The following is a 12,777-nucleotide window of genomic DNA, read 5'->3' on the forward strand; positions in this document are numbered from 1 at the left end:
CAAGGCACTCTAGCCTGAATTTGTTCTTTTTCCACGAACGGTCAGCCATGCCGAAGATCACCTTTATCGACGCCGCCGGCACCGAACGGGCGGTGGATGCGCCCGTCAACTCCACGGTGATGGAGGCGGCGATCCGCAACGGCGTTCCGGGCATCGACGCCGAATGCGGCGGCGCCTGCGCCTGCGCGACCTGCCACGTCTATATCGACGAGGCCTGGGTCGCCGCTGTCGGCGAGCCGGGGCCGATGGAGGAGGACATGCTCGATTTCGCCTCCGACGTGCAGCCCAATTCGCGCCTGTCCTGCCAGATCAAGGTGACCGACGCGCTGGATGGCCTCGTGGTGCGCACGCCGGCCCAGCAGGGCTGAGGCCCGGCCTTTCGCCGCCATGCCCATCCTCGGGGGCAGCGCCGCCCGACCCCGGTCGGGGCGCGCGATGGCGGCGGAGCCGGCGGCGGGCAGGAGACGAGCCCCGACAACGGCTTGCCTGCCATCGTGCAGAAATCGATTCATCGGCCGTGACGCTGAAGACGCACGACGGTGCGATGGGGCGCGGGCGGAAGTCAGCCCGCCCTGCCATATGGAGGACGGTCGCCGTTTCGGGAAATTGAATCCGGCGGCTCGCCTATCCCGCTGATGCGGAAACGCTTTCTGACGGGAGATGCTGCCGTAAGGCGGTTGAGTCCTTGATTGGGCGAATGCTCATAATTCAGTTTAGAAAAATAACTTTGTATATTGTTTCTATTCGGTTTTATCTGCCTCTTTGCGCGAGATGAGCCCGGAGGCGACGTCCGACAGCGCCGGCGCCGGCAGGGCGGCGAAGGGCAGCGGGCGGGTCACTTCGATGGCGGCGAGGCCGAGCCGGGCGGTGAGCAGTCCGTTCACCACTCCTTCGCCGAGCCGGGCGGAAAGCTTGGCGGCGATGCCGTGCCCGACCAGCTGCTGCAGGATGGAGTCGCCCGCCGCCATGCCGCCGGTCACGGCGAGATGGGCGACGACCTGCCGGAACAGCCGGAACATGCCGAGCGCGCCCGGGCGCCCGCCATAGAGCAAGGCGAGCCGGCGCACGAGGCCGACGGCGGTGAGCAGCACGAAGATGAGATCCACCGCCGCCCGCGGCGAGACGGCGGTGACGACGGAGACGCGCTTGGCGGCATCCGAGACCAGGCGGGTCGCCTCGGCATCGAGCGGCGCCATCAAGTGCCGCTCGGCGAGGCGGACCAGATCGGCGCCGTCGATGATGGCGTCGAGATGCCCCGCGAGCTCGGTGCGGGCGCGGAACAGGCGCGGCGAGGCCTTGGTGATGGCCAACAGCTCATGCGTGACGGCTTCCGCCTGCTTGCGGTCATCCCTGGCGATCGCCTCCGCCGCCTGCTCGCGCAGCGCGTTGAGGGTGCGCAGGCGCAGCAGCCCGAACACTTCGCGCCCGAGTAGGGCGAGGGCGCCGGCGACGAACAGGGCCGCGAAGGCGAGGCCGGTATAGCCGAGCCAGTCGGCACGGGCGAACAGGTCCTCGATGAGCTTCGACACCGCGAGGCCGAGTCCCAGCGAGACGAGGCCGCCGAGCCCGGTCCAGAACAGCGTCGACCAGCGCGAGGCGGAGGGAGGCGGGGCCGGCAGCGGCGGCGTTTCCTCCGGCTCGGCCATGGCGAGGCTGGGAGTGACGACGATGGCGCCGCGCGGGGCGCCGCGGCCGTCCTTGGCGACCACGACGTCCGGGTCGTCGAGACGGAAGGCTTGCGGGCGGCGGTGCGCGCCCGCCGAGGTCTTGTCGCTCATGGTCACCTCAGCCGATCGCCGAGCAGGAAATCGAGAGCCCGGTCGAGCCGGATATGCGGCAGCGAGAGGGCTTGTCCCTGCGCATTGCGCGCCACCAGTGGCGGACGGAAGCGCAGGAAGCGGAAATCGCCGCCCTCGGCATCCGACAGGCCGCGAAAGCCGAGGGCGGGATCGAACAGCGCGGCGGGATTGTCCGGCAGGTCGCCGGGGAAGACGGCGGCCTCGGCAAGGCCGTCAAAGGCATCGGCGCCGTGCTGGCCGGCTTCCGGCACGCCGATGATGGCGGGCAGGGTGGCGCGGCCGCGCTTGACGCTGGCCTCGCGGGTGGCGCGCACGGCGGCGAGCGCCACCACGTCGATCTCGGCGCCGGTGCCTTCGGCGCGGGCGAGCGCCCGCTCGACGAGACGGCGCAGGATCGCCTCCAGCCGGTCATGCATGGCGTGGTGAAGGTGGTCCGCCTTGGTGGCGGCGAACAGCGCCTTGTCGATGCGGTGGCGGAACAGGCTCGTGAGCCAGGAATCCCGTCCCGTTCGGAAGGCGGCGAGGATGCCGTCGAGCGCGGCTTCGAGATCGGCCAGCGCCGCCGGGCCGGCATTGAGCGCGGCGAGCACGTCGATCAGCACGATCTGACGGTCGAGCCGGGCGAAATGGTCGCGGAAGAAGGGGCGGACGACGCGCTCCTTATAGGCCTCGTAACGCCGCTGCATCATGGCATGCAGCGAGCCGGGCGGCGGCTCCGACCCCGGGGACAGGTCGAGCGGCGCGAAGGTGAGGGCCGGCGAGCCTTCGAGGTCGCCGGGCATCAGGAAGCGGCCGGGCGGCAGCAGGCTCATCGAGACGGCCTCGGCGCGGCAGGCGGCGAGATAATCGGTGAACAGCGCCGCGAGCTCGCGGGCCTGCGCCTCCTCCGCCGGGGCGTCGGGCGAGGTGGCGGCGAGTGCCGCGAGAAAGGGCGCGGCGAGCGCCGTGCGGGCCGGAGCGCGGGCGAGGGCGAGGCTGTGGGCGGCGAAGTCGGCATAGGACTGCCCCAGCAGCGGCAGATCCAGCAGCCATTCGCCGGGATAGTCGACGATGTCGAGGGTGAGGCTGCGGCGGCCGCCGCGGGTGGGCGCATAATCGATGACGAGGCGCAACTCGCTGATGCGGCGGGTGGATTCCGGCCAGCGGCGCTCGTCCACCAGCGTGGCGAGGTGCCCCTCATAATCGAAGCGGGGGACGGCGTCGTCCGGCTGCGGCTCGAGCGTGGCGCGGGCGATCCGCCCCTCCTGCATGGCGCGGAACACCGGCATCCGCTCGCCGCGCATCAGCGCATGGACCAGGGCGGTGGTGAACACCGTCTTGCCGGCGCGCGACAGCCCGGTGATGCCGAGGCGCAGCGTCGGGTTGGCCAGCTCCTCGGCACGGTCGAGCAGGGTGACGGCGGCGAGCCGGGCTTCCTCCACCAGCGATTCGTACCAGGACGCCACCGCGTCAATCCTCCTCGACGCCGCGCGGGGTGACGAAGCGCTCCAGCGTGCCGGTGCCGGGACTGACCGCGGCCCAGCTTTCCCCGGGCAGATCGATGACGGCGAGGCCGCCGGTCGGAAACTTCACCGGCAGCCGCACCCGCTCGGCCGACACCACCAGCCGCGCGGTGAGCGATTCGAGGCCGGGATTGTGGCCGACCAGCATCAGCGGGCTATCGGTGCCGCGGCGGCGGATGACGTCGAGCAGCATTTCGGAGGCCGCCTCATAGATCGCCTCCTCATAGGTGGTGGGCGGCGGCGAGGCCCAGGAATCGCTGGCCGCCGCCCAGGTTTCCAGCGTGCGCCGTGCCGGCGACACCAGAACCTGCGACGGGGTGAGCCCGGTGCTGACCATGTAGTTGCCCATGATCGGAGCCGCCTTGCGACCCCTTGCCGCGAGCGGGCGCTCGCGATCCGCCACGCCGGCGGGCCAGTCGGATTTGGTGTGGCGGAACAGCATCAGACGCAACATGGCGGGAACCCGGACCAGGAGAGGACACAGGGCCCTATATAGGTAGGGTATGGCCGATTGCCCTGCCGACACGCTATTGTCGCAAACGACTTCCGTTAAGTGACTTTTCCGCAACCAAAGTTCCGCCGCGCTCGGCTATGAACGAATGGCAACGCGGGGATGGGGTTGAGTACATGCGGTCGATCGGTGTGACGGGACTGGCAGTCGCGGCGGGCCTGCTGGGGTTTTCGGCGCTGGCGCAGGCGGCCGATATGTCGGCCGTGCCGCCCGTCACCATCCAGACCGAGACGCCCAACGACCGGCAGTGGACGCTGACGCTCGGTGGCTATCTCACTGCGCAGCCTGAATATTACGGCTCCGGCGACTATGAGTTCGGCTTCATGCCGATCATCAGCATCGACCGCGCCAACGAGCTGAGCCGCTTCAGCAGCTTCAACGACAGCCCCAGCATCGCGCTGTTCAATGTCGGGACCTTCGAGCTCGGCCCGGTGGCCAACATGGTCTGGAAGCGCGACCAGGGTGATTCGCCGAACCTGCGCGGCCTGGGCGACGTCGACTATGCCTTCGAGCTCGGCGGCTACCTGCAGTTCTACCCGCTCGACTGGCTGCGCTTCCGCTCGGAAGTGCGCTACGGCTTCGGCGGCTATGAGGGCGTGGTGGCGGACTTCGCGCTCGACGCCATTCATTTCGCCGATTACTGGGGCGGCCTGACCATCTCCGGCGGCCCGCGCATGAAGCTGGCGAGCTCGGGCTTCGTCGACACCTATTTCGGCATCACCGACGAACAGTCGGCCAATGCGGTCGCGCTCGGCAACGACCTCGCTCCCTACCAGGCCGGCGGCGGCATCTACTCGGTGGGCGTCGGCGGTCAGGTCATGAAGCGCTTCAACCCGAACTGGACCGGCTCGATCTTCGCCGAATACGAGTATCTGACCGGCGATGCCGCCGACAGCCCGCTGGTGGTGCAAAACGGCGACCGCAACCAGTTCCAGGCCGGCGTGTCGCTCTCCTACACCTTCTTCCTCGGCTTCCAGTGACACCGGCGTCCCGAGGGGCGTCTTCCGGCAGGCCCCGACCCCGTCCGAGCGCTTTCGGGCGGGGTTTTTCGTTGGGCTGACGCCGTGGCGCCGTTCGGCGCGCCAGGCCGGGGATGCGGCGCGTCCCGGCGGGGCCTGCCTGCAATTTCCGCGCAAGCTGCTGAAAAATCCGTCATTTCGTGTCATGTGGATGACAATGTGGACGGTTGTACGGTGCCGTTTGGAACGCTATAAGCTGCGCCCGAATGGGGCACACCCTGCAACACGAGGACGAAGGCCGATGTCGGTAGTTATCGACGAGGAATATCGCCCCCGCGAGGACGAGCCTTTCATGAATGAGCGGCAGCGGGAGTATTTCCGCCACAAGCTGCTGCAGTGGAAGGACGACATCCTGCGCGAGGCGAGGGAAACCCTTCAGCATCTCCAGGACGAAAACCAGAATCACCCGGACATCGCCGACCGGGCCTCTTCCGAGACGGACCGCGCCATCGAATTGCGGGCCCGTGACCGTCAGCGCAAGCTGATCGCCAAGATCGACGCCGCGCTGGAACGCATCGACGATGGCAGCTACGGCTATTGCGAGGAAACCGGGGATCCGATCTCGCTCAAGCGTCTGGAAGCGCGGCCCATCGCCACCCTGTCCATCGAAGCGCAGGAGCGCCACGAGCGCCGCGAGCGCGTCTACCGCGACGACTGATCGACTTTCCCGAAGCGATTCGGGGCATCAATGGGGAGCGGTCCGCCGACAGGGGGCCGCTCCCTTTTTTATTGGCCTTTGCCTTATTGGCCGTCCTGCGGCCGGCGCGTGCGGCCGAGCAGGTTCGCCATCTCGTTCTCGAAATCCGCATCGACCACGCTTGGCCGCTGCGCCGGCTGCACCGGCGGGGCCTGGGTGCGCGCGACCTCGGCCGCCGGCTCGGCCGGCCCGACGGGCGGTGCCGGGCGGGCGGCCGGTTCCGGCGCCGCCGGACGGCGCAGCGTCGCCTCCAGCTGGTCGACCATGCCGGCGAAATGCGGGTCGAGCTTCACCGCGACGCGGCCGGTTCCGGGCGTGCGCGGCTCCTCGGCGAGGGAAGGGGATGTCGGGCGCGCATCGGCGGCGGGAGCCGTTTCAGCCTCGGTTTCCGTGGCGTCGAAGACCGGCACCGGCGCTGCCGGCGGTTCCGCGGAGCGGGGCGGCGGGGGCGGGGGCGCAACCGCAGCCGCGGCGACGGCCGGTGCGGCGGCTACCGGCTTCGGCACGATCGTCGCCGGGGTGACAGGCACGGCCGGCGCCGCGGGAGCCGCCGCAGGCGCCGGGGCGGGAGCGGCATCGCGCACCGGGGCGGCCGCACGCGGCGTGGCCTTCGCGACGGCCGGGGCACGCTCGGCAATGGGCTCCGCCGGCACGGCCTGCCGTGCCGGGGCCCGCCCGATGCCGGCCTCGACGAGAAAGTCGCTGCCGCCGCCGAGAATGACGAGATGCTGGACGTCGTCGCGCTGGATGAGCACCAGCCGGCGCGTCTCGTCGATCGGCACCTGGTCGAGCACCGCCAGCCGGTGGCCACCGGCGCCGCCGTGATGGCGACGGCCCCGGCGGCCGAGCCGGATCACCAGCACGACGAGGAGGATGAGGCCGATCCCGATGGCGGCCAGCACGCCGGTGGCGGTCAGGCCGCCATTGGCGAAGAGCGTGTCGAACATAAAGCGTGTCTCCCTGGTGCCACGGAGCCGGCTGGCGGCCGCCGACGGCATCACTCGCGTCCTTTTTGGAGCGGAACCGGCGCTGCGGCAACCCTCGCTCCCGAACGGCGCCGGGCCGCCGCTGCTTCTGTCTATCGCGGATATGCGCCCCAACCGGGGCAATCCGGTGCATAGCCAAAATCATCCTTGCCCCTGCGGGCTGGCTCGGGCACCAAAGGGAATCAGTGACTCGCCTTCTTGGGCATCGGCCGGCCCCGCTCGCGGCGACTGGTGGATTGCCGGACGGCTTCTGGCATGGACATGGCGGACAGCGGACCCGACGATCACTCTCCCGACCGCCGCGAAATCGGCGGCAGCATAAGGCTGGTGCTGGCGGTGGCGTTGGCGCTCGTCGGCGCGGTGGTGTCGCTGCTGCTGCTCGGCCGCGAAAATGCCGATCCCTGGATCGTCGGCCTGCTGAGCACGCTGGCGGTGATCGGGGTGTTCGCACTGTTCGCCTATGCCGCCGGGCTGCTGCGCTTCGGCATGCCGGACCCGTCGGACGAGCTGGCCCGCCGTATCGTCGACGGCGCGCCGGAAGGCATGAGCATCGTCGATGCGCTCGGCCGGGTGCTGCATGCCAATGCGAGCTATCTCGCCATCACCGGTGCCACCTCCCTCGACGACGCCCGCCCGGTGGAACGGCTGTTCACCGCCGATCCCGATGCCTCCGAGGCGGTCTACCGGCTGGCGCAGGGCGTGCGCGACGGGCGGGCCGTCTCCGAGGAAGTGCGGATCGCCGGCCTGCCGGGCGCGCCGGTCCGCTGGCTGAAGCTCGGTGCCCGCCCGGCACCGGGGCGCGCGGTGATCTGGACGGTGAACGATCTCACCCGCGAGCGGGAGCGGCAGGAAACCGCCTTCCTCGAGCTGCAGCACGTCATCGACTATCTCGATCACGCGCCGGCGGGCTTCTTCTCGGCGGCCGGCGGCGCGATCCACTACATCAACGCCACGCTGGTGGACTGGCTCGGCTACGATCTCGCCGAGTTCGGTCCGGGCGGGCTGACCGTCGCCGACATCGTGCCCGGTCCCTCCGCCGCGCTGCTCACCGGCATGACGCCCATGCCCGGCGGGGTGCGCACCGAGGTGTTCGACCTCGATCTCAAGCGCAAGAACGGCCAGCGCCTGCCGGTGCGCATGTGGCATCGGGTCTCCTTCGCCGCCGACGGCACGCCGGGCGCCTCGCGCACGCTGGTGGTCAACCGTTCGCGCGCGGACAACGAGGCGGATCCGCTGCGGGCGGCGGAGGTGCGCTTCGCCCGCTTCTTCCACAATTCCCCCATCCCGATCGCCACCATCGATCGCAAGGGCCGGATCGTCCGCGCCAACGCCATGTTCGCCCGCCAGTTCGTCGGGGCCGATAGCGGGCAGGAGCGGCGGCTGGTCGAGGCGGCCACCGATGCTTCCCGTCCGGCGCTGGTCGCGGCGCTGGAGCAGGCGCTCACCGGCCACGCGCCGCCCGGCCCGGTGGATGTCGCCTTCGCCGGCGACGGCGGGCGTTCCGCCCGGCTCTATCTGGCGCCGGTGGAGGATGGCGGCGAGGAGGCGGAGGCGGCCATCGTCTACGCCATCGAGACCACCGAGCAGCGCACGCTGGAAGCGCAATTCGCGCAGAGCCAGAAGATGCAGGCGGTCGGCCAGCTCGCCGGCGGGGTGGCGCACGACTTCAACAACGTGCTCACCGCCATCATCGGCTATTCCGACCTGCTGCTCGCCAATGCGCGGCCGACCGACCCGTCCTTCCAGGACGTGATGCAGATCAAGCAGAACGCCAACCGCGCGGCCGGGCTGGTGCGCCAGCTGCTCGCCTTCTCCCGCCGTCAGACCCTGCGTCCGCAGGTGCTCAACCTCGGCGACGTGATGAGCGACCTCTCCATGCTGCTGCGCCGCCTGCTCGGCGAGCAGGTGAAGCTGGAGGTGAGGGAAGGGCGCGGTCTGTGGCCGGTGAAGGCCGACCTCAACCAGTTCGAGCAGGTGATCGTCAACCTGGCGGTGAACGCCCGCGACGCCATGCCGGATGGCGGCACCCTCAGCATCCGCACCGCCAATGTGACGGCGGCGCAGGCGGCGCACTATGCCCGTGCCGGGCTGCCGGACGCCGACCATGTGCTGGTCGAGGTGGCCGACACCGGCACCGGCATCCCGGCCGAGATCATCGACAAGATCTTCGAGCCCTTCTTTTCCACCAAGGAAGTGGGCAAGGGCACGGGCCTCGGCCTGTCGACGGTGTACGGCATCGTCAAGCAGACCGGCGGCACCATCGATCTGGAGAGCGCGCCGGGCCGGGGCACGGTGTTCCGGGTGTTCCTGCCGCGCCATATCCCCGAGGTGGAGGAGGCGCCCGCCAAGGCCGCCGAGCCGGAAGCCCCCGCCAGGCCGGCGGATCTCACCGGTCGCGGCACGCTGCTGCTGGTCGAGGACGAGGAGGCGGTCCGCGCCTTCGCCGCCCGCGCGCTCGCCTCGCGCGGCTACCAGGTGCTGGAGGCGGGCTCGGGCATCGAGGCGCTGGAGGTGATGGAGGAGCACGGCAAGGCGGTGCAGCTCGTGCTGTCCGACGTCGTGATGCCGGAAATGGACGGGCCGAGCCTGCTCAGGGAATTGCAGGTCTCCTATCCCGACATAAAAGTCATATTCATGTCGGGTTATGCCGAGGAGGCCTTCGCCAAGAACCTGCCCGAGGGCGCGGATTTCGGCTTTTTGCCGAAGCCATTTACGTTGAAGCAGTTGATTGAAGCGGTAAAGGACAGCCTCGCCCCGACATCGTAGGCTGCGCCGCATTGCCAGAGCCGGAGATTTTCATGAGCGCCGACGTCGACCGGATTTTCGATACGCTTGCCGAACATCGTGCCCGGGAGGCGGGCGCAACGCTTCCCGGACTGTTTGCCGCCGATCCCGAACGCTTCAACCGCTTTTCCCTGCGTCTCGACGACCTTCTCCTCGATTATTCAAAGACATCGCTGACCGAGACCACCCGCGCGCTGCTGCTCGACCTCGCCCGCGCGGCGGGGGTCGAGGCCAAGCGCGACGCCATGCTGTCGGGTGTGCCGATCAACCTCACCGAGAAGCGCGCGGTGCTGCACACGGCGCTGCGCCGGCGGGCGGGCGAAGTGGTGCTGGTCGACGGGCAGGACGTCATGCCCGAGGTCGCCGGCGTGCTCGCGGCCATGGGCGTTTTCGCCGAGGGCGTACGGGCCGGTACGGTGACCGGTGAGGGTGGCGAGCGGTTTACCGACGTCGTCAATATCGGCATTGGCGGCTCCGACCTAGGACCGGCCATGGCGACGCTGGCGCTGGCTCCCTATCACGACGGTCCGCGCCTGCATTTCGTCTCCAATGTCGACGGCGCGCATCTCTACGACACGCTGAAGTCGCTGGACCCGAAGACGACGCTGTTCATCGTCGCCTCCAAGACCTTCACCACCCAGGAGACCATGGCGAATGCGCGCTCCGCCCGCGCCTGGCTCGCCGGAGCGCTGGGGGAGAAGGCGGTCGGCTCGCATTTCGCCGCCGTCTCCACCGCGCTCGACAAGGTGGCGGCGTTCGGCATCGCCTCCGACCGCATCTTCGGCTTCTGGGACTGGGTCGGCGGGCGCTACTCGATCTGGTCGGCGGTCGGCCTGCCCCTGATGATCGCCATCGGGACGGAGGCGTTCCGCTCCTTCCTCGACGGGGCCACGGATCTCGATGCGCACTTCGCCACCGCGCCGCTGGAGGAGAACCTGCCGGTGCTGCTGGCGCTCACCGGCATCTGGCACCGCGACATCTGCGGCTACGCCACCCGCGCCGTGATCCCCTACGACCAGCACCTCGCCCGGCTGCCGGCCTATCTCCAGCAGCTCGACATGGAGAGCAACGGCAAGCGCGTCACCCGCGAGGGCAAGCCGGTTTCCCACGACACCGGGCCGGTGGTGTGGGGCGAGCCGGGCACCAATGGCCAGCATGCCTTCTTCCAGCTGATCCACCAGGGCACCAGCCCGGTGCCGGTGGAGTTCCTCATCGCCGCGCGCGGCCATGAGCCGGGCCTCGAGCGTCACCACGCCATGCTGATGGCGAACTGCCTTGCCCAGTCCGAGGCGCTGATGCGCGGGCGCACGCTGGAAGAGGCGCGCGACCAGCTGCTCGCCAAGGGCGTCGGCGCCGAGGAAGCCGACCGGCTGGCGCCGCACCGGGTGTTCCCCGGCTCGCGTCCCTCGGTGAGCATCGCCTATGGCATTCTCGACCCCTATGCGCTCGGGCGCATCATCGCCCTCTACGAGCACCGGGTGTTCGTCGAAGGGGCGATCTGGGACATCAACTCCTTCGACCAATGGGGCGTCGAGCTCGGCAAGGAACTCGCCGACACGCTGCTGCCGGCGGTGGAGAGTGGTGTCGCGCCGCCCTCGCTCAGCGGTTCCTCGGCCGGGCTGCTCGCCCACCTCACCGCGCAGGCGGTTGCCGCGAAATAAGCGGCGCCGATAGTCTTCCATCATTGCCTGAACAGCGTTTCCTTGGGGGTAACATGATCCGCACCGTCGCGACCACGCCGTTTGACGGGCAGAAGCCGGGGACCTCCGGCCTGCGCAAGAAAGTGCCGGTGTTCCAGCAGCCGCATTATGTCGAGAACTTCGTCCAGTCGGTCTTCGACAGCCTGGAGGGCTTCGAGGGGGAGACGCTGGTCGTCGGGGGCGACGGGCGCTACTTCAACCGCGAGACCATCCAGAAGGTGATCAAGATGGCCGCCGCCGCCGGTTTCGGCCGGGTGATGGTCGGCCGGGGCGGCATCCTCTCCACCCCCGCCACCTCCTGCGTCATCCGCAAGCATGAGGCCTTCGGCGGCATCATCCTCTCGGCCAGCCACAATCCCGGCGGACCGGACGGCGATTTCGGCATCAAGTACAATGTCGGCAATGGCGGCCCGGCGCCGGAGCATGTGACCGACGCGATCTTCGCGCGCTCGAAGACCATCGGCGAATACAGGATCTCCGACGCCGAGGATGTCGACCTCGACACGCCCGGCATCACCCGGGTCGAGGACATGGTGGTCGATGTCATCGATCCCGTGGAGGACTATGCCGAGCTGATGGGCTCGCTGTTCGACTTCGGCGCCATTCGCGACCTGTTCGCCGGCGGCTTCACCATGCGCTTCGACGCCATGAGCGCGGTGACGGGTCCCTATGCCAAGGCGATCCTGGAAGGCGAGCTCGGCGCGGCGGCGGGCACGGTGGTGCATGGCGAGCCGCTGCCGGATTTCGGCGGCCATCACCCCGATCCCAACCTCGTCCATGCCAAGGAGCTGTACGACCTCTTGATGTCCGACAAGGCGCCGGACCTCGGCGCGGCCTCGGACGGCGACGGCGACCGCAACCTGATCATCGGCCGCGGGCTCTTCGTCACCCCTTCCGACTCGCTGGCGCTGATCGCCGCCAACGCGCATCTGGCGCCGGGTTACAAGGCGGGGATCGCCGGCATCGCCCGCTCCATGCCGACCTCCGGGGCGGCCGACCGGGTGGCGGAAAAGCTCGGCATCAAGAGCTATGAAACGCCCACCGGGTGGAAGTTCTTCGGCAACCTGCTCGATGCCGGCCTTGCCACCGTCTGCGGCGAGGAGAGCGCCGGCACCGGCTCCAACCATGTGCGCGAGAAGGACGGCCTGTGGGCGGTGCTGATGTGGCTGAACATCCTCGCCGTGCGCAAGCAGAGCGTCGCGCAGATCGTCGGCGAGCATTGGGCGACCTACGGGCGCAACTACTATACCCGCCACGACTATGAGGAGGTCGACAGCGCCGCCGCCGACGCGCTGATGGCCGATCTGCGCGGCCGGCTCGACGGGCTGGCGGGGCAGATGATCGGCGGGCTGACGGTGGAGAAGGCCGACGACTTCGCCTATCACGACCCGGTCGACGGCTCGGTGACGACGAAGCAGGGCGTGCGGGTGTTCTTCACAGATGGCTCGCGCATCGTCTACCGCCTGTCGGGCACCGGCACCGCCGGGGCGACGTTGCGCGTCTATATCGAGCGCTTCGAGCCGGACGCCTCCAGGCATGCGCTGGAGACGCAGGGCGCGCTGGCCGACCTGATCGCGATTTCGCGCAGCCTGCCGGATATCGAGGGACGCACCGGGCGCAAGGCGCCGGACGTGATCACCTGACCGAGGGGGCCGCCTCGTCATTCCCGAAAGAGCCGCGAGGCTCCCTCTCCCCGCGCCGAACTCGGCTGTTGCCGAGTTCGGCCTTCGGCAAGGTCAACATCGGATACGTCCGATGTTGACGGAGAGTGGCGGGTGA

10 protein-coding genes are annotated in these 12,777 nt (G+C 69.4%); 6 read left to right on the forward strand and 4 right to left on the reverse strand.

The genetic code is table 11. The features are described 5' to 3' along the window. The first annotated feature begins 47 nt into the window (after window positions 1-47). Window positions 48-368 (forward strand): 2Fe-2S iron-sulfur cluster-binding protein, encoded by a 321-nt coding sequence (locus KHC19_RS23500; RefSeq protein WP_213355941.1) that lies wholly within the window; start codon window positions 48-50, stop codon window positions 366-368. Between the two features lie 372 nt (window positions 369-740). Here KHC19_RS23500 and KHC19_RS23505 read toward each other — a convergent pair whose 3' ends face one another. Genes KHC19_RS23505 through KHC19_RS23515 form a run of 3 tightly spaced genes read right to left on the reverse strand, consistent with a single transcriptional unit; the run spans window position 741 to window position 3,755 of the window. Continuing rightward, on the reverse strand, window positions 741-1,778 hold the full coding sequence (locus tag KHC19_RS23505; RefSeq protein WP_213355943.1) for a YcjF family protein: 1,038 nt from the start codon (window positions 1,776-1,778) through the stop codon (window positions 741-743). Window positions 1,779-1,780: 2 nt separating this feature from the next. Further along, window positions 1,781-3,244, reverse strand: a complete 1,464-nt coding sequence (locus tag KHC19_RS23510) for a YcjX family GTP-binding protein (protein WP_213355945.1) — start codon at window positions 3,242-3,244, stop codon at window positions 1,781-1,783. 4 nt (window positions 3,245-3,248) lie between these two features. Further along, a complete protein-coding gene (locus KHC19_RS23515; protein WP_213355947.1) occupies window positions 3,249-3,755 on the reverse strand; it encodes a SixA phosphatase family protein in 507 nt (168 codons plus the stop codon). A gap of 173 nt (window positions 3,756-3,928) precedes the next feature. Here KHC19_RS23515 and KHC19_RS23520 point away from each other — a divergent pair, with 173 nt between their 5' ends. Together KHC19_RS23520 and dksA are read left to right on the forward strand one after the other, a co-directional pair. Beyond that, on the forward strand, window positions 3,929-4,792 hold the full coding sequence (locus KHC19_RS23520; protein ID WP_213355949.1) for a MipA/OmpV family protein: 864 nt from the start codon (window positions 3,929-3,931) through the stop codon (window positions 4,790-4,792). A gap of 280 nt (window positions 4,793-5,072) precedes the next feature. Next, on the forward strand, window positions 5,073-5,489 hold the full coding sequence (gene dksA / locus KHC19_RS23525) for an RNA polymerase-binding protein DksA (RefSeq protein WP_213355952.1): 417 nt from the start codon (window positions 5,073-5,075) through the stop codon (window positions 5,487-5,489). Between the two features lie 83 nt (window positions 5,490-5,572). Here the strand turns inward: dksA and KHC19_RS23530 are convergent, their stop codons facing one another. Beyond that, complete coding sequence (locus KHC19_RS23530; RefSeq protein WP_213355954.1) at window positions 5,573-6,475, reverse strand: flagellar biosynthetic protein FliO; 903 nt, start codon at window positions 6,473-6,475, stop codon at window positions 5,573-5,575. 300 nt (window positions 6,476-6,775) lie between these two features. Here KHC19_RS23530 and cckA point away from each other — a divergent pair, with 300 nt between their 5' ends. The 3 genes from cckA to KHC19_RS23545 are packed head-to-tail and all read left to right on the forward strand — an operon-like array spanning window position 6,776 to window position 12,641. Beyond that, window positions 6,776-9,280 carry a cell cycle histidine kinase CckA gene (gene cckA / locus KHC19_RS23535; protein ID WP_213356407.1) on the forward strand — a complete coding sequence of 835 codons (2,505 nt, stop codon included), beginning with the start codon at window positions 6,776-6,778 and terminating at the stop codon, window positions 9,278-9,280. 32 nt (window positions 9,281-9,312) lie between these two features. Beyond that, window positions 9,313-10,959, forward strand: a complete 1,647-nt coding sequence (gene pgi / locus KHC19_RS23540; RefSeq protein ID WP_213355956.1) for a glucose-6-phosphate isomerase — start codon at window positions 9,313-9,315, stop codon at window positions 10,957-10,959. A gap of 53 nt (window positions 10,960-11,012) precedes the next feature. Continuing rightward, a complete protein-coding gene (locus KHC19_RS23545; protein ID WP_213355958.1) occupies window positions 11,013-12,641 on the forward strand; it encodes an alpha-D-glucose phosphate-specific phosphoglucomutase in 1,629 nt (542 codons plus the stop codon). Window positions 12,642-12,777: the final 136 nt, after the last annotated feature.

It is taken from the genome of Ancylobacter oerskovii, assembly GCF_018390555.1.
In the GTDB taxonomy this organism is placed as follows: domain Bacteria; phylum Pseudomonadota; class Alphaproteobacteria; order Rhizobiales; family Xanthobacteraceae; genus Ancylobacter; species Ancylobacter oerskovii.